General features: G+C 64.0%; 17 protein-coding genes and 1 pseudogene. 4 read left to right on the top strand and 14 right to left on the bottom strand.

Translation table 11 applies throughout. The features are described 5' to 3' along the window. The first annotated feature begins 7 nt into the window (after window positions 1-7). Entirely contained in the window at window positions 8-349 is a 342-nt protein-coding gene (locus ACFJGT_RS11265; protein ID WP_377848600.1) for a hypothetical protein, read from the top strand. 779 nt (window positions 350-1,128) lie between these two features. Continuing rightward, on the top strand, window positions 1,129-1,479 hold the full coding sequence (locus tag ACFJGT_RS11260; protein ID WP_377848599.1) for a hypothetical protein: 351 nt from the start codon (window positions 1,129-1,131) through the stop codon (window positions 1,477-1,479). 310 nt (window positions 1,480-1,789) lie between these two features. Here ACFJGT_RS11260 and ACFJGT_RS11255 read toward each other — a convergent pair whose 3' ends face one another. The 3 genes from ACFJGT_RS11255 to ACFJGT_RS11245 form a co-directional block, all read right to left on the bottom strand. Then, complete coding sequence (locus ACFJGT_RS11255; protein ID WP_377848598.1) at window positions 1,790-2,038, bottom strand: PilZ domain-containing protein; 249 nt, start codon at window positions 2,036-2,038, stop codon at window positions 1,790-1,792. A 447-nt stretch (window positions 2,039-2,485) separates the two neighbouring features. Continuing rightward, complete coding sequence (locus ACFJGT_RS11250) at window positions 2,486-2,698, bottom strand: hypothetical protein (RefSeq protein WP_377848597.1); 213 nt, start codon at window positions 2,696-2,698, stop codon at window positions 2,486-2,488. A 165-nt stretch (window positions 2,699-2,863) separates the two neighbouring features. Further along, complete coding sequence (locus ACFJGT_RS11245) at window positions 2,864-3,199, bottom strand: DUF6894 family protein (protein ID WP_377848596.1); 336 nt, start codon at window positions 3,197-3,199, stop codon at window positions 2,864-2,866. Between the two features lie 236 nt (window positions 3,200-3,435). On the opposite strand from ACFJGT_RS11245, the gene ACFJGT_RS11240 reads away from it, so the two are divergent. Together ACFJGT_RS11240 and ACFJGT_RS11235 are read left to right on the top strand one after the other, a co-directional pair. Continuing rightward, window positions 3,436-3,738, top strand: coding sequence for a DUF982 domain-containing protein (locus ACFJGT_RS11240; protein ID WP_377848595.1), 303 nt, complete (start codon window positions 3,436-3,438; stop codon window positions 3,736-3,738). Window positions 3,739-4,105: 367 nt separating this feature from the next. Beyond that, window positions 4,106-4,239 (top strand): annotated as a pseudogene (locus ACFJGT_RS11235) (IS3 family transposase); the annotation flags it as partial. 203 nt (window positions 4,240-4,442) lie between these two features. Here the strand turns inward: ACFJGT_RS11235 and ACFJGT_RS11230 are convergent. The 11 genes from ACFJGT_RS11230 to ACFJGT_RS11180 form a co-directional block, all read right to left on the bottom strand. Then, the gene (locus tag ACFJGT_RS11230) at window positions 4,443-6,593 is read right to left on the bottom strand and encodes a hypothetical protein (RefSeq protein ID WP_377848594.1); all 2,151 of its coding nucleotides are present in this window, start codon (window positions 6,591-6,593) and stop codon (window positions 4,443-4,445) included. Then, a complete protein-coding gene (locus tag ACFJGT_RS11225) occupies window positions 6,584-7,606 on the bottom strand; it encodes a glycosyl hydrolase family 8 (RefSeq protein ID WP_377848967.1) in 1,023 nt (340 codons plus the stop codon). The genes ACFJGT_RS11230 and ACFJGT_RS11225 overlap by 10 nt, the downstream gene beginning before the upstream one ends. Then, window positions 7,600-10,053, bottom strand: a complete 2,454-nt coding sequence (locus ACFJGT_RS11220; protein ID WP_377848593.1) for a cellulose biosynthesis cyclic di-GMP-binding regulatory protein BcsB — start codon at window positions 10,051-10,053, stop codon at window positions 7,600-7,602. Before ACFJGT_RS11220 ends, ACFJGT_RS11225 begins: the two co-directional genes overlap by 7 nt. After that, entirely contained in the window at window positions 10,050-12,233 is a 2,184-nt protein-coding gene (bcsA, locus tag ACFJGT_RS11215) for a UDP-forming cellulose synthase catalytic subunit (RefSeq protein WP_377848592.1), read from the bottom strand. The genes ACFJGT_RS11220 and bcsA overlap by 4 nt, the downstream gene beginning before the upstream one ends. Before the next feature lie 25 nt (window positions 12,234-12,258). Then, window positions 12,259-13,179, bottom strand: a complete 921-nt coding sequence (gene bcsN / locus ACFJGT_RS11210; protein WP_377848591.1) for a cellulose biosynthesis protein BcsN — start codon at window positions 13,177-13,179, stop codon at window positions 12,259-12,261. 629 nt (window positions 13,180-13,808) lie between these two features. Beyond that, the gene (locus ACFJGT_RS11205) at window positions 13,809-15,239 is read right to left on the bottom strand and encodes a TRAP transporter large permease subunit (protein WP_377848590.1); all 1,431 of its coding nucleotides are present in this window, start codon (window positions 15,237-15,239) and stop codon (window positions 13,809-13,811) included. Then, on the bottom strand, window positions 15,236-15,808 hold the full coding sequence (locus ACFJGT_RS11200) for a TRAP transporter small permease subunit (protein ID WP_377848966.1): 573 nt from the start codon (window positions 15,806-15,808) through the stop codon (window positions 15,236-15,238). The genes ACFJGT_RS11205 and ACFJGT_RS11200 overlap by 4 nt, the downstream gene beginning before the upstream one ends. A 125-nt stretch (window positions 15,809-15,933) precedes the next feature. Continuing rightward, complete coding sequence (locus ACFJGT_RS11195; protein ID WP_377848589.1) at window positions 15,934-16,674, bottom strand: response regulator; 741 nt, start codon at window positions 16,672-16,674, stop codon at window positions 15,934-15,936. Then, complete coding sequence (locus ACFJGT_RS11190; RefSeq protein ID WP_377848588.1) at window positions 16,664-18,214, bottom strand: ATP-binding protein; 1,551 nt, start codon at window positions 18,212-18,214, stop codon at window positions 16,664-16,666. Before ACFJGT_RS11190 ends, ACFJGT_RS11195 begins: the two co-directional genes overlap by 11 nt. 214 nt (window positions 18,215-18,428) lie before the next feature. After that, window positions 18,429-18,815, bottom strand: a complete 387-nt coding sequence (locus ACFJGT_RS11185) for a hypothetical protein (protein ID WP_377848587.1) — start codon at window positions 18,813-18,815, stop codon at window positions 18,429-18,431. A gap of 377 nt (window positions 18,816-19,192) precedes the next feature. Then, on the bottom strand, window positions 19,193-19,321 hold the full coding sequence (locus tag ACFJGT_RS11180; protein WP_377848586.1) for a hypothetical protein: 129 nt from the start codon (window positions 19,319-19,321) through the stop codon (window positions 19,193-19,195). Window positions 19,322-19,353: the final 32 nt, after the last annotated feature.

Raw genomic sequence — 19,353 nt, 5'->3', positions numbered from 1 at the left:
ACATTGATTGAAACGGGCATTTGCATCGATATTCTCAATCTGCGCTTTTATCGATCCTTCTGTGCCCTCCGCCAAGGTTTCGTCGAAGGCGCAGTCGCCGCGGTCTTTCTATCGTATGGGGGCCGCCAGCGAGGCTGTTTTACGATGCCGCGACCTGCAGATCGTTGACAAGGGATTGCAGGCCGACGCTTATCGCGATGCTAAAGCCAAGAGCATCTCGACGCGGGCGATGGTTATGGGCATCGAGGACGTCGAAAAGGAGTTTTCCGCTGCCCGGATCAAAGGCCACGAGCAGCGTGTCTGTGACAAATATCTGAACCGTTATCCAGAATTGCTGATGCGCCGCTGAGCGCGAGCGCCGCGGGCCCAACGCGCGCAGTCGTCGAGATCGAGTTGGAGCGGCAGGGATGCAACCGTTATCGGGATGACAAGCTTGCCAAAAAATCCCGGGCAAATTTCATCTGAGCGACTTGCGAGCTGGACGTGAGACGATCGCCGCAAAATCTCGGCGGCACGCATGTCTGCTGCCAATTCCACCTCGGATGGCGTTGACGCGAGACGGCTTGGCCAGGATCGCGCAAGCTGCCTTCACTGGCAGCTAGTTTTAGCTTCGCTTCGATGGCTCCTCTATGGCCTTCCCCAGCCGGTCTAGTTCCAGCGAATAATAGAATAATGCAAATAGCACCCAGGAAAGTAGGAAGCCTTTCAGGAGGGGCTGGTCGAGAGCTGGCCGACGTAGAGCTGCAAGCAACGCCGCGGCGCAGGCGGCCCACATGGCGACGCCCCCAGGCCGAAGAATGTGTCGGCGTGTCGAAGAGGAGGGCGTCAACGACGTCGGGCGGGCTGGTCAACCACAGCCCGGCGACGTGAATGATGATCGCCGCAACGAGTGCCGCACCGAACCAGCGATATACCTGACGCCCGCGCGGGATCGAGAGCCCCTACACTACGTGTCCGAGCAGGAGATGGCGCGCCGCATCGGTGCTCCGATCGTGTTTTCTGCGGAAGCGGAGAGGCACTATAGGGCGGCTATCGCCGGCCATCCGGTTGACACCGAGCCGCAACCGGCACCTAAATCCTCGCGTCGTTTTCATGCGCTTTTTGGGCGCACTTGGGGACGCAGAGGATATGAAACCGACAGTTGAAGCCTACACAGTCGCGTTGCCTTGGTACGAACGGGATGATTTCCGGCGACTTTGGGAGCTGGCCCACGACCGGGACGAGATGCCCGGTGATTATGAGACCTGGCACGCCGCCGCACTCAGCGTCATGAATGCATGGCTCGCGCGCGGCCGAGCCCTTCAGATCGTCACAATCAGGCCTGACGAATTTCTAGCTTGGTTAGAGACCGAGAGGCTTCCAAACACAGCCGCAACGCGGCTCAAGTACGTCGAGCAAAAAGCATCGGGAGCAGGAAGCGAGACGAGCGGCATAGGGGTCGCAGCCAATTCCGGCAGACTTTCAAACTCCAATAACTAACAGTCGGGAGGAACACCGCGACCCGGGCGCCGTTGACTTGCCAGTGTGCTGTGTGAGGTGTTCCCATGGTTGCGCTTCAAACTCCAGCCGAACCGCCCCGACGCCAGTCAACATCCCGCCGCGAGCTATATCGCGAGCTGTGCCAGGACGATGATGGCAATCGCTTCACGGTCATCGTTTGGCAAAACAAGCCTGGGCTATCGACGGTCTCATATTCGCTCGAAGACGGCACGCCGCTCCACTACGAGGACGAGTGCTACTTCGCGACGCCTTCAGGGAAGATGTTGACGCGGTGCGACGATTCCGCCGCTTAGTCCTCGAACGCGATTCCAATCGAGGTCTCATCCCGCCATTTGACCGAGGCAGTTCGTTCTCGTCCTAAAATGTCGGCAATGACGCGGACGCGTCCTTCAATATGGGCCTCCGCTGGCACTCGGAGCATCGCGCCACCTGACGACAAGTCTCTGATGATGCAGCTGTAAAGAGAACCTTGATCTGTGATGAGCCGCGCCATCTCGACCATCCGACGGCGTACTGAGTTTCGGGAATATCCAGCCATTCGACCTGCATACGGCAGCGCTGAGCCGGAACACATGAACCGCCTCGGATCAATTTTACTCGATTGTCGGGTTTCCAAGACGAGCTGCAGACCACAGGAATGCGAAGCCAGAAGTCTGGCCCTAACGATTAGAACTTTCCGCGTCTCGACGCGAACCAAGCGAACACCGCAACCATGATCATGCTGGCAGCAATTAGGAGCGCGTTTTCTAGCGAGTCCACGACGGCGGCCTACCGCCGCGCAGTGACCGTGTCTGCCTCACCCGCGATGGAGCCGATGTCCGTGCCGCCCCGCAGGATCAACCCGCCGATGCCGGATTTCATGTCGTTCTCGGTTTTGATTGTCCGGCCGAAACGCTATCGCCGGGGGATGGCGCGCAGAGGCAGCGCCCACAACATAGGGCGCTTCAAACAGTTCGATAGCAAGAAGGCTTCCGGGCGGTCGCAGTCAGCGTTGCCAGTACCGCTCCCATACCCGCTCGATGAGATCATCCTCATCTTGAGTAACTAGGGCAAAAGAGGCGACGAGGAAAGCTAGCCGGTCGTATTCGCGCTGCTGATCAGCCTCTTCGATAATGACCTTAATCCGCTGCCACAGCTGGTCGAGCGCTCCCTGCGCGCGCGCAAAATCGGCGGGGTCGTGGAACGAAGAGAAAGGCATATCAAGACACAGTTGTTAGCCGAGGCGCAACCCAACCGTGTAATAACCGGTCGTGCAAGGCAACAAGTCTCGAAGGGGGCGCCGTCGCGTCAGAAACGAAAAGGGCTCCGCGCTGCTGAGCAGGCCGGGCATTTCGTACAAGCCGCAATCCGCCGAGGGCTCGCTCTATTTGTGCTTGTTATCGAGGGCGTGCGCCACGGCATCTGCTGCATCGTCTGCGCCCGCATCGATTGCCGCGGCCTTTGTGCGGGCTTGATGGGCTGTTTCACCGCGAAACTTGAGAGACGCGCGGTAGACGTCGTCCCCGGTAGCATTCTCAACTGCGGCGCTCAGATCGAGGGAGGAGCCATTCGGCAAGGCATCATGGGCCATGTCAGCCAGAGCCTGCTGAGCGGCGTCCGCCGCTGCGCCGTCATCCGCAAACTCTATCGTATCGTCGCCGCGATCGATTTTCTTCCCATCATCCGTCGTGAAGCGATATTTGGGCACGTCGCGCTCCATGGCTATCGAGCAAATTGGCCCGGTTCTTGGCGAACGGATGGGCGGAGTCTTGGTTCCAAACTGGTATTACAGACTCTTCGATAATAACCGATGCCCCGCCGACATTAGGCGCGAAGCTCAGTCGCGGAACTGCGACGGGTCTTGAATGATCGGAAATGGGACACCTAAATCAGCGTCATGCGCCCGTCATTGACGGTCCGCACCCAAACCCATGTTGCTTTTCGGAGGATGTGGCAATGGCACTGACGCTTTCAGACGAATTCCAACGTCCAGTCGTCATTCTAACCGGCCTGGGCATTCCAACTGCTATCTCATCAGCGATGGAAGCCTACATGTTTCTGACAGATTGGCCGAAGAGCCAGAGAGATTCAGTCCACTCCTTCGCTTTGAAGGCCTGCTTGGCGGCGGTCCGCGGCGAGATCGAGGCCGAGACAGCAAAAGGCATCTTCGCCTCCTGGGCTGAGAAGAATGACATTCTGGCGCCGAACGCGGCTGCCTTCACGGGCAGCCGGCGGGCTGGCTCACACGGTACAGCCTGAAACGAAAATGGCCCCGCCAGCTGGAGCTGACGGGGCCGAGTATTATTCCGAGGTGTCTCGTTGAACGAACGCGGCAAGCGTGTCCTGAGTTCCAAGCCAATGACCGAATACCCCTTACCCCGGAATGCCGGGTAAGGCTAATTAAGGCGAGTACCATTGCCGATATCGGTCAAGCGCACGCTCCTTAAGTTCCTGCTCATCACCGGCGACAGCGGCCAACGCGGCGATGATGTACACCAGTACAGCAACCAGACTTCAGACGTTAGCGAAGCGATCTGTTCCGACCTCTGCAGAAGACCGTAGGTGATCCACCCCCGTTGAATTGGTCCACCTTGAAATATGTCTTTTGGCAGACAGGAGGACCGCAATGCCGAAGAATCACCACAATCCTGAAGAGTCGTCGCGAAGCTGCGCCAGGTCGATGTGCTGGTCTCGCAGGGGCAGCCCGTTGCCGATGCGATCCGCTCGATCGGTGTTCCACGGTCGCGGGCCGCTTCGTGGGGGTGGGTCGGAAAAAGTTCAAATGGCGAAACAAGTAGTTTTGAGCAGCGGCCGCGAGTTTAAGCCGCTGACTTTGGCAAAGGCGCATTTCAGCGGGCTCCGTGAGCGCACTCCGGTCAAAACCTTGGTTAGCGAGCCTGATCGGTCGGATGTGATTGGCGACCTCCTTCTCGCAGGAGGCGAAGCTTCGCAGGATGTCCTGGTCATTGGGCGTTGCGCTTGGTGACGTCACGGATCGCGGTTAAGCCGGACAGGGCCTCGGGCGACTTGTTGACCTTGTACAGCGTTTCGAAGATGTGCGAAGCGTCCTCGTAGCGGCCGAGATTGTAATAGGACCACCCGCGCATCAACATCAGGTCGGTCGTCTCGGGCGCCAGACGGCGGCGCTGCGAGAGGGTGATGAGCGCGCCGTTGAAATCCTTGGAGTCATACTGCGCATAGAATTGTTCGGCGAGGAGCAGCGTGGATAGCTCCTTGCGGCGCGCCGGCGGGAGGTTGGCGGCGCTTGCCGCGACGGTGGCTTCGGTCGTCAGCCCCTGCTGCATCTTGGCATAAGCCAGACCTGCGGCGGCATCGGAGCCGATCTGCGCATTGCCGCCGCGCCGTGCCGCTTCGAAAGCCTGCGCTGCTGCGACCGGCCGCTTGAGATTGAGGAGGCACCAGCCGCGCTGCAGGGCGGCGGCGCCTGTGCTGCCGCCTCCGCAATTGCCACCGATCGCGCGGGGAGGATCCGAACGCGTCACGGGGTCCGCAACCGGAGCCGCGTCGCGTGCGATCGGGTTGTCGCGACCGGCCCTGACGATCGGTTTTGGTCGGCGATCAGCCGGTTCCGTCGCTCGCGTCTGACGTGTTTCGCGCTGCTCCTCGGCTGTCGGGGCCGCCCGCGCGCGCCGGGGATTGAGGACCTCTGCGATCCTTTGCGAACGGCTGCCCCATTCGGCAACGAGGGTGCGCAAGCCCGCCTGGTCGCGTAGGCGTTCGCGGGCCAAAGCCAGCCCGTAAGCCGCCGGCTCATTGCCACGATCCCAGGAGAGCGCGGTCTCGAACCAGCTCGCCGCCGGGCTGATCTGTCCGGCATTGTAGGCATACCAGCCGAGCGCTCCGGCGCCGGCGGCGTATTTATCCTGCCCCACGGTTTTCACGATGCGTTCGATCACGGCGCGGTCCAGGCGCGGCGGTGGCTCCTGGGTCAACAGCGCGGTGACGACGTCGAGATAGGCCTTGCGATTGGCCGCGCCGGCTTCGAGCCACTGGGCGCCGAGCGTTTCGGCCTCCGAGTACTTCTTGGTCTCGCCCAATGCGAGCACCGCTCCCTCGGCCGCCTTGGCGCCGCCATTGCGCGCAAGCGCCGTCTGGAACCAGGTCGCGGCCTTGGCCGGCTCGTCATGGTGGAGCGTGTAGAAGCCGAGCAGGATGGCGTCGTCCGACGTCGAGGCCGCATTGGCCAGGGCCTCGATGCGCTGGATTTCGGCAGGCGTCGCCTTCTGCGCTGGGTTGTCGGCGGCGTTGCCGATATGGCGCCGCGCGATCTCGTCGCGGATGCTCGCGAACTCGTTCTGCTGTTCCTGCGACAGCAAGGCTTCGACGAGGTTCTCCGGGAGGGTGGCAAGCGCCTTTTGCATCGTGCCGGCGCGCTCGGCGGGGTTGGTGCAATTGGTCAGGACATAGGCATAGGCGTCGCGCGCGCGCTCGGGCTTGCCGGTCTGGATGAAGGCCTCGGCGACGCGCCAGAGCGCATCGACGCTGGCGCAGGTCAGCATCGCCGGGGTCTCGGTGCCCAGGCGGATGACCTGTTCCCATTGCCGAGCGTTCGAGGCGTTGCCGAGGCGCTGCCGCGCTTCGGCGGTGTCGAGCTGGGCTGTCAGGTCGGCCGGAGCGCGCCAGTTCGGATCGGCGCTGCCGCGCTGGGCGATCGCGGCACGGGCTTCGCCGTATTTACCCTCGGCGAAGAGCCGCCACATCCGCTCCAGCTCGGGGTCGCCGGCCTGCCCCTGCGAGGTGAGGTCGGTCGGTGGCTTCCATTCCGGATAGAGCGCGCGCAGCCTTGCGAGCTCGGCCTCGTAGCGGCGGGTATCGCCCTGCGACGCGAAATAGCGCAAGGCGGTTTCATCGACTTTCGGCGGCGTTGGCTGCGTCGTTGCCGGGCGGTTCGGTGCGCCGCTCTGCGCCAACTCGACCGGCGCCGGGGCGGCCTCGGCCGGAGCTTGAGGCGGCTGTTGCGGCGCCTGCGCCAAGGCAGGCTGGATCACCGCCGGCGCGGGTTCGGGCGAGGCCGTGTCATGGCCGAATCGTCCAAGGGCATAGAAGGCGACGCCCGAGACGGCGGCGGCGATGAGGATAGGCTTCACATGCATTGCGGATACCTCTCGCCAAGCATCGAGAGGGTCAGAAGATGCAGCGTCGACGGGTAATAGGCGGTGGGCTGGAAGGCCTTGAGCTCGGCCGGGATCGGCGCGCCGTCGAGCGCGCAGGCCATCGCCGCGGAGAGGATGCGGTAGCCCGCGTCCGGCAAGGGCTCGACCGGCTTGCCGCTGGCGACGTCGACGACCGCGGTGCCGCCGGCCCAGGCCTGACGGAACGGCGCCAGCCGTGCCTTGTCGCCCAGACCGGCGCGCAGCAGATAGAGCGGGATGCGGATTGCGTTGTAGCCGAACTGTGCTGGAAAACCTTCGGCAGGCTTCGGCTCGGCCTTGATCGAGAGCCACTCCGGCGCCGGCATCTTCCGCTTCGCGAGATCGTCGAGCAGCTTCAGGCCGCTGGCCTGGACCTGCATCCAGCGCTGGTCCCCAGTCAGCTTCGCCAATGTCGGGAAGGCTTCGAAGACCCAATAGGACGGATTGATCACCGGCCCGTCGGCGCGGTCCTTCTCCGAGAAGCCGACAGCGCCCGGCATGAGCCAGCTCTGCCCCGCATGCTGCCGCAGGGCGACCTTTGCGAGCGAGGTCGCGATCTGGCGCGCGGCAGCGCTATGGGCCGGCATGGCCCAGCGCGTGCCGGCGCACGCGAGGGCATCGGCGATCAGCAGGTCGCCGTCGCTGGCATTGTTGATGTCGGTGACATGCGGGCTCGCCTTCGGGTCCCAGCGCCATGCTGAGAGCCCGTCGTCGCGGATCAGGAGCTCGGTCCGGGTGAAGGCGAATATGCTGGCGAAGGTGCCGCGATCATCCGCGAGGCAGGCCAGCAGCAGGCCGTAGCCTTGACTTTCGCTATGGCTGATGCCGCCGTTGAGATCGTCGACGACCCGCCCTTCCGCGGTGACGAATTTCTGCCGATAGAGCGCCCAGGCGTCAGCCGGCACGGCTGCGCGCACGCCCGGCGCCAGGCCGAGGAAGGTCGCGACCATCGCTGCCAGCGCCCATCTCATGATCGCCGACCCAACCGCCCGAGCATCAGGGAGGTTCCAATGCCGAGCCCGATGCAGGTGATCAGCAGCGCCAGCGCGTAGATGCCGATGTTGCTGGACATCCAGTTGGCAAAAACGAGCCGCATATTTGCGAGGCTGAAAGGCCGGGTCATGACGAAGGAGGTGCTGTCGGCGGAGATGACATGCGCGTCCTGGGCGCCGCGGAACGCGGTGATCTTGCCGGCCATGCCGGCCCAGTTGCCCGGCGTGACGATGCGGCTGACGGCGCTTTGCAAGGTCTCGTCGCGGCGGGCGATGAAGGCGGTCCAGACCTGCCGTGTGTCGGGATCGGCCGCCTGGGCGGCGATCAGGTCCGTGCCCTCCGCCGGTTCGTAGAGCGCGGCCGCGCGCGACGGGGCCCGCAATTGAGCGAAGGAGAGGTCGAAGGTGCGCTGGAGCCATTGGTCGAAGCCGATGAAATAGCGTGCCAGCGGGCCGCCGAGCGAACCACGCCAGCGATCGCGGATCGCTTCGGTCGTCGGCGCGTCGCCGCCGGACGCCTCGGGCGTGGCCTCCCGGCCCTGCAGGCGGTTGATGACGGCGTCGAAGACGGCCGCGCCCTCGGCATCCGGCGTGACCACCACGGCATCGGCGCGCTGCGGCCAGGTTGCGCGGACATTGTCGGCGATGCCGATCCGCGGCAGCAGGCCGGCCGGCATCTGGCCGGCGGCACCGACGATCAGTGCTGGCCTGTCGCCCACGGCCGCTGTCCCGGCGAGAAGATCGAGGGTAAGCGGGCGGCTGGCATTGCGGGCGATGCGCGCAAGCAGGGTCGCGGCCGCGCTAAGATTGGTAGTGTCCTGGCGGCCCATGACCAGCGCGACGCGGGAGGCGACCGAATAGGGGAAGCCGGTGCCGGCGATGGCCCCGAGATTAGGACTGACGCCGATCTTGGCGAAGTTCGGGATCGAGAGGGTGGTGGTGTCGAACAGAGCGAAGCGGCTCTTGCCGGCCAGGGTCGCGCCGGGGCCGCAGGCGAGATCGGACTTGGCCAGCGTCACCGCCTCGAACCAGATTTCGTTGATCCCCGGCCGGAAATGCCGCAGCGGGATCGTAATCGGGAATTGCTGGAAGAGCCCACCCGTCGCCGCATTGAGCGGCACGGTTGCCGCGACGTTGCCGTTGATGAAGACCTCGATATGGCTATCGCCCGGCAAAACCTCCTGCGAATAGGCGCCGTCGAGATAGAGCGTCGCCTCGCCGTAGGCATTGGCGTAGAAATCGCCGGGCATAGCGACGACGGTGCGCACGCGCATGCGTCGGCCGGTCGATTCCTGGGTGGGAATGCCAAGTTCGGAGAAGCGGATCGCCTGCTTTTCCGAGATGAAAGGCGCGTCCGGCACGTGCCAGCTCGCGGTCTCCATGGTCTTGCGGTCGATATTGGCCGGCCGGGCGACGGGCGCGGTCAGGAACTTGGCGATGAGGGCTTCGAGATCGGGCCAGCCTTCGCCGGTGACGAGCAGGAGATCGGCGCTTTTCTGTGGATTCGGGATGAAGCCGACGTAGCTGCGGCCGCCCGCATCGGCCGGCAGTGCCCCGAGCAGTGCACGCATCTCATGGCTCGTGCCGAGCGCGACGGTCAGCGTGCCCGGCCGGATGCGGGCGGGCAGTTGTTCGGTCACGCTGACCGCGACCTGCCCGTAGCGCCCGCGCAATGCCAGCGCCTGGGCGACGGCGAGGATGCTGTTCGCGGCGCTCGCGCGCGCTGCGCCGGGCGCGACGATGGCGATCGTCGTCAGCCCGCCCTCATCGGCGCCGACGGCCGGCAGATCGTCGAGGCTACGCAGGGCGAAGGGCCGGGCGCTCGCATTCCTGAAAGCCAGGCGCGTGCCGGCACCATCGATGCGCGTCCAGAGCTCATAGGTCGAGCTGACCGTGCAATCGATGCGATGGCGCTGCATGGCCTCGAAGCTGATCGTGTTCTGCCCGGTCCGAAGCAGGCCTTTGCGCAAGGCGATGGAGCTGCGCTTCAGGCGATCGGAGGAGGCGATCGGCATCTCGCTGACGCGCTCGCCATTTATACGCACCGTCAATCGCGAGGCTTCCGGCATCACCACGAGGGCGTTCTGGAAGGCAATGTCGAGGTTGAGGTCGGCTGTCGCCTCGTCCTGCGTCAGGTAGAATGCCCAATTGCGGACATCGCTCTCGCCCTCCAGCGTGACGCGCGCCGCCGGCAGCAGCGGCTTGAACAGCAGAGGCGAGGCTGGCGTCGGGCTTGTCTCATGCACGGGAACCAGAGCGGGCGCAGCGGGAGGCGCAGGGCTTGCCGGAGCCGACACGGGCGGAGCGATCATGAAGGGCGCCGGTCCAGACTGGACGGGCGGAGGCTCCTGCGCCGGGAGCGGCGAGCCGACAAGGATGGCGCAGGGTACGAGCAAGGCGAGATGGGGCGGGAACCTGAGGCGCTTCATTCCGCCGCTCCCGGCCGGTTGGTCGAGCGGGACAGGCGGTAGAGACCGAAGAGATAGGATAGTCCCCGGCTCGTCTGGAAAATGGCGAGCCGCAGGAAGCGCAGCGACCCGTAGATCACGCCGGGATTGTGGCGCCGCGCCTTCTGAAACCGGCTCCAGTTCTCGGCATCGGAAAAGGCGAGGTCGGCGATGATGCGGCTATGCACCGGCTCTGTCGGCTCATAGCTGCAGCCTAGCAGCAAGCCCTTGTCGTCGGGCGCGAGCCGGCGGACGCGCACGGGTAGGGCGCTTTGGGGCATGTCGATCGTGGTCTCGACGGTGATCTCCCCGATCGAGCCGATCGGCAGCTTGTCGAATTCCTTCGACATCACACGGACGGCGATGCCGTCGACGGAGACATTTTCGGTGACGATCCGGGCCTTGCGCCCCTCGATGGAGATCTCGCCCCGACGCTTTACGGCGAAGCGCCGCGCGCCGCGCCCTTCCGGCCGCTCCGAGACCACGCCGAGCGCGCAGCCGGCCATCAGCAGGTTGAGGATGTTCCACAGCCCGACGACAAAGGTGATGTCGGCGTTATAGGGCTCCGTGATGATGCGCCAATAGGTGGCGACAAGGCCGAGCGTGAGCACGGCGAAGATGATGAAGAACGGCCGACCAAGCTCCGACACCCGCCGGGTCTCCAGCAACTCGTTCTTGGCTGTGACCTTGAAGGTCGGCTTGGTCGGATTGATGAGCACCGACACCACGGCCGGCAGCAGGTAGACTGACTGGATGAACTCGTAGAGCTCCGAAATCCACGGCCAACGATAGCGGCCATAGAGATAGTTCTGCATCATCAGGTTCACGACCATGTAGCTCAGCACATAGGCGATGAACTCCGCGCCGGAGGCGGTGAAGATTTCCAGGCCGAAGAACAGGTAGAACAGGGGTGCTACCAGGAAGGTCAGGCGCGCGAAGGGGAAGAGCCAGAACAGCGCCGAAGAGGAGTAGCAAAGCCTCTGCGGCAGCGAGAGGCCACGCTTGAACATCGGGCGGTGGAACATAAGGATCTGCATCATGCCCTGCGCCCAGCGCGAGCGCTGGCCAATAAAGCTCGTGAAGGTCGCCGGCTGAAGCCCCGCGATCAGTGGCTTGTCGACATAGACGCTGTGCCAGCCGGTGGCGTGCAGCGTGATCGCCGTCTCCGCATCCTCGGTGATGCTGCGTCCGGAGAAGCCGTTGGTGGTCTGAAGTGCCGTGCGCCTGAGCACGGCGGCCGAGCCGCAGAAGAACGAGGCGTCCCATTTGTCGAGGCCGCGCTGGATGATGCCGTAGAACATCTCGTTCTCGGAGGGCATAGAGCGGAAGGTCTGGAGATTGCGCTCCAGCGGGTCCGGATTGATGAAGAAATGCGGGGTCTGGACCAGGAAGAGTTTTGGATCCTGCCCGAAATAGCCGATCGTCTCCGTCAGGAAGCTGCGGGCCGGGGCATGGTCGGCGTCGAAGACGACGATCAGCTCACCTTGCGAGTTGGCGATGCCGTTGTTGAGATTGCCTGCCTTGGCGCTGAGATTGCGCTCGCGCGTGAGATAGGTGACGCCGAGCCCTTCGCAGAGCTTCGTCAGCGTCGCGCGGCGCTCGCGGGCGGCATTGGCCGCTGCGAAGTCGTCGGCATTGCATTTCTCGTCGGTGCCGCCATCGTCGAGAAGGAAGATGTTCAGGCGCCCCGCCGGGTAGTCCATCGCCAATGCCGCCGCGAGCGTTGTCGCGAGCATCTCGGGCTCTTCGTTGTAGGTCGGCACGAAGACGTCGACCGTCGGCGCGTTGGCGAGATCGATCGGCGGCGTCTTGCGCTTCGGCAGCGGCATCGCCACGACGAAGAGGCTGAGACCCAGCATGCCGATATTGTAGAGCTCGGCGAGGTAGACAATCAGGCCCGGGATGAAATCCTCGAGTTGGTTGGCGGGCGGCAAGGTGCTGGTTGTGCGCCAGTAGACATAGCGCAGCACCATCGCAGTGCCCAAGCCGAGCGCGATCAGGCGCCAGACGCCGTAGGGCCGCAGGAACTTCAAGACCATCATCGCGCCGACCACGATGGCTCCGGCGATCAGATGCGCCTGCAAGCTGATCGGCAAGGTAACCAGCGCGATAACGACCATCGCAGTGACGGCCCAGAAGATGACGTAGCTCGCTGTTCGCATCGGGCTTTCGGCAATCCGGGTTGGTTCAGGGCGCGGGCGGCGGCGGGACGGTGGGGTATCCTTCAAGCGGCTTGGTCGAGATCGGATCGGGTGCCTGCGGCTCCGCGGGCACCGCGCTGCGCCGGCGCTCCGGCCGCGGACGGACGGCTTGCGGGCGCTGTGGGGCCTCGCCAAAGGAGGACTGGTGCGCCTGTGGATAGATCGGGGCGCCGGACTGGCCGAGTTCAGGGGCCGGCGCGGGCGCATCGCCGATCGGATTCCAGCCGGGGCGCTTCAGCTTGGCGTTGAACGCGTAGTCATAGGCCAGGCGCAGAAGCGAGGCCTCGGTCGCGGCGGGGTCGCAGACGCGCAGGCGCACCGAGATCATGCCCGATTTCGGGCGAAAGAGACTGTCCTTGCCCGCCAGTCGCTGCCAGGCGTAGAGGCAGGCCTCGCCGCCGGTGCCGCGACCGACGGCATAGCCGAATGGACCGTACCCGTTCTGGACAAAAACGGCGGAGGGCGCCATCGCAACGCCGGGAAGACGCTCCTCCATCTCTTTGCCGATGGCGAAGTCGTCGATGCCGGGCTCCTTCAGCAGGTTGCCCTCGACGCCAGCGGCCTCGGGAACATCTGCGGCCGTGAAGAAGGCGACATGGATCGCGTTCTCCCCCGGCGTCCGGCCACGGGTCGCCAGGGAGACGGTCTGCGAGACGGCATTCTCGTAGGCTTTCTGGGTCACACTGGTCACCGGAAAGGTGCCGGCCGGTGGCAATGCCATCGCACGGCCCACATCGACAGTCACCGAGCGCGAGGTCGTGACGAGTTCGTCGGCCGTGAGGCGCTGTTCGCCGCAGCCAGTGGCGAGGAGCGCCAGCCAGGACACGGCGAGCACCCGCGCCACAGGCCCGTACAGGGCGGGACATTCGCCGCCAAGCTTGGGATCGATAAAATTCCAAGCGTTCATAGGCACGCGTGCCGATGTCGGTCCAGCATCGTCATGTCTTGACCATTGGTTAACGCAGGTTAACGATAGGTTAATCCTGCCGGAGGGCGCGCGCTGCATCCAACGCACGTGCGGCGCACCCCCAATACAAGTGATTCGCGAGTTTATTCCAACCTACGATTGAATAAATGTTCTCGTCACCGGTAAGCGGCTATCTTCACCGGGGCCAAAGGCGAACAAGGTCTTGCCGCATGGGCGACCCGAAACAGCCCCTTCGTAGGTCAGGAACAAGCCAAGGTTGGGCTGCTCGATTGCCGACCTGCACAGACTACCCTGGAGCGGACGTTCCAGACGTCGGCTAAGGGCCAAAATCGCCCGTCCCTTGACGGGGTGAAATGCGCCACAAGCGGACTCTGGCTCTCTGCCGGAAAGCGGACTTTGGGAGCGCGGCAGCGGGACGACCGAAGCCGCCCCATACCAGCCCCGTCCGGCGTCCGCTTCTTTGCTGGTCAGTTGAACTGCCCCGGCAACTAATGGTGGGCGCTTTCTACGCTGTCAGTTCTGGCGGCCAGGAAACATTCACCTCCGCATCGCCCGGGAATCAAGGGACCTTGCCCTTGCTTGCTTGACGCCGGTTCTCCCGCCTGAACTTAAGGCTTTGGCGGCGTCAGCCCTTGCAACTCGATCGTTCCGAAGGATGGCATGGTGCCGAGCTGCTTCTCCAGTGCGGTTGGGTCGAGCGTTACCGGCTTGTCCAACCAATAGGTCACCATCTGCGGGAAGGCGATCATCAGCGCGACCAGTATGAGCTGCAGGACGATCCAGGGGATCGAGCCGAGATAGATATCGCGGCTCTTCACCGTCGGCGGCGCGATGCCGCGCAGGTAGAACAGAGCGAAGCCGAAGGGCGGGTGCATGAACGAGGTCTGGATGTTCGCACAGATCAGGAGCGCGAACCAGATCAGGTTGATGTCTAGCTTGGCCGCCGCGGGCGCCAGCATCGGGATGATGATGAAGGCGATCTCGAAGAAATCAAGGAAGAAGGCGATGAAGAAGATAAAGATCATCGTGAAGGTCAGGAAGCCGACCTGACCGCCGGGCAGGCCCGTCAGCATGTGTTCGATCCACAGGCCGCCGCCGACGCCCTGGAAGACTAGGCTGAACACGCGCGAGCCGATCAGGATCATCGTGACCATGGCGGTGATCCTCATGGTCGAGGACATCGCCTGATAGGTCAGTTTCCAGCTCAGCGTGCGATACATCGCGGCCAGCCCGATCGCGCCGACCGCGCCCATGGCGCCGGCCTCCGTCGGGGTCGCCAGACCCATGAAGATCGTGCCGAGCACGAGGAAGATCAGCGCCGCCGAGGGCACTATGCCGCGGATGCACTTCCTGACGAGCGCCCAGCCCCTCAACGTGCGGGCCTCGGGCGGCAGCGCCGGAACGTCTCCCGGCTTGATGATCGAGAGGATCATCACCCAGATGCAGAACAGCACGACCTGCACGATGCTGGGGCCGATGGCGCCGGCATACATGTCGCCGACCGACTTGCCCATCACGTCGGCGAGCACGACCAGCACCAGCGAGGGAGGGATGAGCTGCGTGATTGTGCCGGAGGCCGCGATGACGCCGGTGGCATGACGCATGTTGTAGCCGTAGCGCATCATCACCGGCAGCGAGATCACGCCCATGGCGATGACAGAGGCGGCGACGGTGCCGGTGATGGCGCCGAGGATCGCGCCGACGAAGATCACGGCATAGGACAGGCCGCCGCGGACGCTGCCAAAGAGCTGGCCGATCGAATCGAGCAGATCCTCCGCCAGCCCGCAGCGCTCCAGGATCGCGCCCATGAAGGTGAAGAACGGGATCGACAGCAGGAGATCGTTCGAGATGATGCCGTAAAGCTGGAAGGTCAGGTTGCCCATGTAGTTGGGCGTGATCACCCCCATCTCGATGGCGATGAAGCTGAAGAACAGCCCGACCGCCGCGAGCGAGAACGCAGCGGGATAGCCGATGAGCAGGAAGAGGATCAGCCCGCCGAACATCATCGGGCCGAGATTGGAGCGGATCGCGTCGATCATTGCAGCGGCTTCTCGTAGGCGTATTCGTGCTGGTGGAAGCCCCGCAGCGCCGCGGCACGCTTGATCATCTCGGAGATGCCCTGGAGCAGGATCAGGGTGAAACCGACCGGCAGGAGCAGGATGACGGGCCAGCGGATCAGGCCGCCGGCATTGTTCGAGGCCTCGTTCAGTGTCCAGGACTGGACGAACCACGGCCAGGTGAACCAGATCATCACGATGCACATCGGCAGCAGGAAGACGGCGCCGCCGAGCAGGTCGATCCAATGCCGGGTGCGGTCGGAGACCATGCCGTAGAACAGGTCGACCCGGACATGCTCGTTGACCTTCAGCGTATAGGCCGAGCCGAGCAGCACCATGCCGGCGAACATGTACCATTGCAGTTCGAGCCAGGCGTTCGAGCTGGACGAGAACAGGTAGCGGATCGTGGCGTTGCCGGCACTGACGACGCAGGCGAGCAGGACGAGCCAGCTCGCCACCACCCCCAGCACGCCGCCGACCCGATCGATCACGCGGGAGAGCGGCATCAGCTCGCGGCAGAACGCCCACGCGACCACAACGGTCGCAGCCATGCAGCCGACCGTGGCCAGCGCCAACCAAAGCTTGAACATGCGCTCCCCGTCCCGCGGTTATCCGCTGACCCCAGGGAGTCGCAGCTATCAGCTAGCCGCTTAGCTGTTCCATTGCGGAAGAAGGTCTATTGCATAGCCTTGGCATAACCGACGGCATCGAGCTGTTCCTGCGTGCGCAGGCGGTACCCGACGGCAAGCTCGGTGACGATGTAGATTGGCTGCGCTGGATCGGGCTCGATCCGATTGCGCAGCTTCTTCATCAGGATACGCAGATACTGCACATCCTCCACAGGTTCCTGCGGCCAGAGCTCGCGCATCAACTGACGATGCGTCAGAACATGGCCGTGATGGACCGCGAGGGTCCGCAGCAGCGCGAACTGCTTCGGCGAAAGTATGACGGCATTGCCGCCCCTGCTGACCAGCCGGCGGGCGATGTCGATCTGGAGCGTGCCGACGCGCACGATCGGCTCTGACGTCTCCTGTCGCACGGTACGGCGCAGCACGACGCGTGCCCTGGCAAGGAGTTCGGCCATGCCAAACGGCTTGACGATGTAGTCGTCGGCACCGCTCTCCAGCAGCCTGACCTTCTCAGGCTCCGACTTGCGGACCGAGAGCACGATCACCGGCGTCTGCGACCAGCTACGCAACGCTTCGAGCACGATCGCGCCATCGGAATCGGGCAGGCCGAGATCGAGCACCACGAGATCGGGCTGGCGCATGACGGCGAGCTCGGTCGCTTGCCGCGCTGTCTCGGCCTCGATCACCCGGAAGCCGTGCATCTCCAGCCCCGTGCGCAGGAAGCGGCGGATGGCGAGATCGTCGTCGACGACGAGGACGAGCGGCCCCGAAGACGTCTCAGTGGTCATGGTCGTCTCCGCCGGCCGTGGCTTTCGCGATGGGCAGGTGGATGCGCATGGCGGTTCCCCGGTTCGGCCCTTCGCTCGACGCGACGATGCGTCCGCCATTGGCTTCGACGAAAATCCGCGCGATCGTCAAGCCCAGCCCGCTGCCGCCGGCGATATCGGCATGGCGCTCGCCGCGATGGAAGCGCTCGAAGATATCCTCCGCTTCCCGGGCGTCGAGCCCCGGTCCGTCATCCGAGATGGCGATGACGCAGCCATCGCGGTCGCTTTCCACCGCGATGCCGATCGACGCGCCATTTTGTGTGTACTTCGCCGCGTTTTCGAGGACGTTCACGAGCGCCTGGGCGAGCAGCACCGGATCGACACGGATGAGCGGCAACGGTTCGCGAAACTGCCGGCTGACGATGCGCCCGCGCAGGCGCTCGGCAGTCGTGTCGAGTGCGTCGTTGACGATATCGGCCGGGTCGACTGTGTCGAGGCGTGGTTGCAATGCGCCCGCCCGGATGCGGCCGAGGTCGAGCACATCCTGGATCAGCCGGTCGAGCCGGCGCGCTTCCTGCTCGATGCCGGTGGCGAGGTTGCCCAATGGCGGGCGCGCGGCGAGATCCGGTACCGCGGCGAGCACGCTGGCCGAACCCATGATACCGGCTAGCGGCGTGCGCAATTCGTGCGAAACCGATTCAACGAGAATGTCGCGCAATTCATCGGTCCGCTGACGCAGCTTGCGTTCGGCCAGCGCTTGCGAGAGGCCCAGCCGTTCGAGCGAGCGGGCACTTTCGGCCAGCAGCGCCGGTATCCGAGCGATCGCCTCGTCGCGATCCTGCCTGTCCGTCGCACCGAGGCGCAGAGCCAGGGCGGCAGGCCGCTCCTGCCCGCTGGCGATGCGGCAGAGAAGCCAGTGGTTGCCGAGGACCGTTATTGGGAGCGTATCGGGGCCCGGCACGTTCTCAAGAAACGCGGGTACGGCCAGTTCCAGCGCCACGGTGTCGCCTTCGGGCAAGGGGCTTCGAGCGGCACGCAGGCCACCACGCTCCCGAGGGACGAAAAGCGCCACAGGTTGCCCGAGCGCTTCGGAAACATGGTCCGCGACGGCATTGTAGACCGCTTCCACATCGTTCGCGGTGAGGATGACGCTGCTGAGCTCATAGACTTGACGGATCGTACGCTCGTTCTGCTTTGCTCGCAGCATCTCGGTCCGCATCCGGCCGGCCAGTGTCCCGACCGTCAGAGCAACGACCAGGGAAGTGGCTAGATCGATCATCTGGGCGGACTCGAAGACAAGCGGGCTGAACAGTGGCGGATAGAACAGCGAGGTCATGAAAGCGCCGAGGAGCGCCGCGGCGATCGCAGGGCCGGTACCCCATCGGATGGCCGAAATCAGGATCGGCAGCATGTAGATCGCAGAGACGCTATCGAGCGGCGCGAACCAGACCACGAAGCCCGCAACTGCCGTGGCCAAGGCCATGAGCGCGACGGTCTTGAGATAGGGAAGCAGCAAACGAAGTCCGGGCATTTGCGACCGATACAGGCACAGATGGTCCAAACCTAGATGCGGCCTGAAGCTCGTAAAACCTACACCAGGTTTACAGCTGTCTGTGGCCTTTCGTCCGGACCGCCAAGGACGACATGATGGGCCTACGCGTAACTCATTTCGTCAGCGATAAACCCGGCCCCATCCTGTAACGGATCGCATTCCCCTCCGTGTCGCGGCGGGTATTGTCCGCTTTCCACCTATACCTTAATGCCAACAACCGACCCTAAACGGCCCTCGCATTGTCGGCAAAAGCGGCGCGGATGATTGGCATAATCGGGTGATCCGGCGCAAACCAATCGCGGGCGATGAACCGCACGAACATCTCGGGATCGGTCGGTGCGTTGACCTGTTCGAGCGTAGAGGTCTCGGCGCGCAAAACCGCCTCAAGAGCCACTGCATCGAAAACGTAAAGCGCCCCGCTTTTGATGCAGCAATGGTGTGGCCCAATGGCGATAGCTCTGAGCCCGCTAGCTGTGGTCTGCGTGATGACGTCCCCGACGTTGAGCCCCAGCACCTGCGTGACGGTCCGAAGGGGCAGATAGCCGACTGCCTTTGTGGGGCCGACTAGCGTCAGGCTTTCAAGAACGTAGGAGGGAACGTCGGGCGCCATCGCCCATAGCGTAGGCGGGCCGTGTTAATGACCGCTATCGACCCAAGCCGGCCGCCCCCGCCATGCCAAAGCTTGTGGCCGCGGAGCGCCAGAAGCGGTCCTTGGCCATTTGCCGGAAAGCAGACGTTGCGAGAGTTCGACGGAAGCAACCCCGAATCTAACCAAGAACGATGCAATGCGCTCCCCACCTTCGAGACCGGTCAGGCCTGCGATGGTTTCGTTCCTAGGCCGTCGTGTCTGAATGCGACGCGCCATTTCCAACAATGAGGCCGTCGCCCAGTATTGGAACCTACTGGCAACGATGCGCTTCGACCGCTAGCACGCAACGCTACGCGGCATCGATTTCGGCCACGCCCCATCCGCGCTTCGACCAGTTCCTACTGCCCCGCGCTTCTGGCCGGTGGCGAGGTGAAGCCCACGGCCTTGCCCAGCGAGGTCGTATGGCAACCGGCGAGCGTGGAGGACAGCATGAACAGCATGGCGAGGTGGCGAAGGTGAATCAGCATAGCGACGATGTGTCCTGGTGATGCAACTGAGC

The sequence above is a fragment of the Allobosea sp. UC22_33 genome (assembly GCF_042700715.1).
Lineage (GTDB): Bacteria > Pseudomonadota > Alphaproteobacteria > Rhizobiales > Beijerinckiaceae > Allobosea.
Note: the sequence above shows the minus strand (reverse complement) of the source record. Positions and strands in the feature narration are given on the sequence as shown.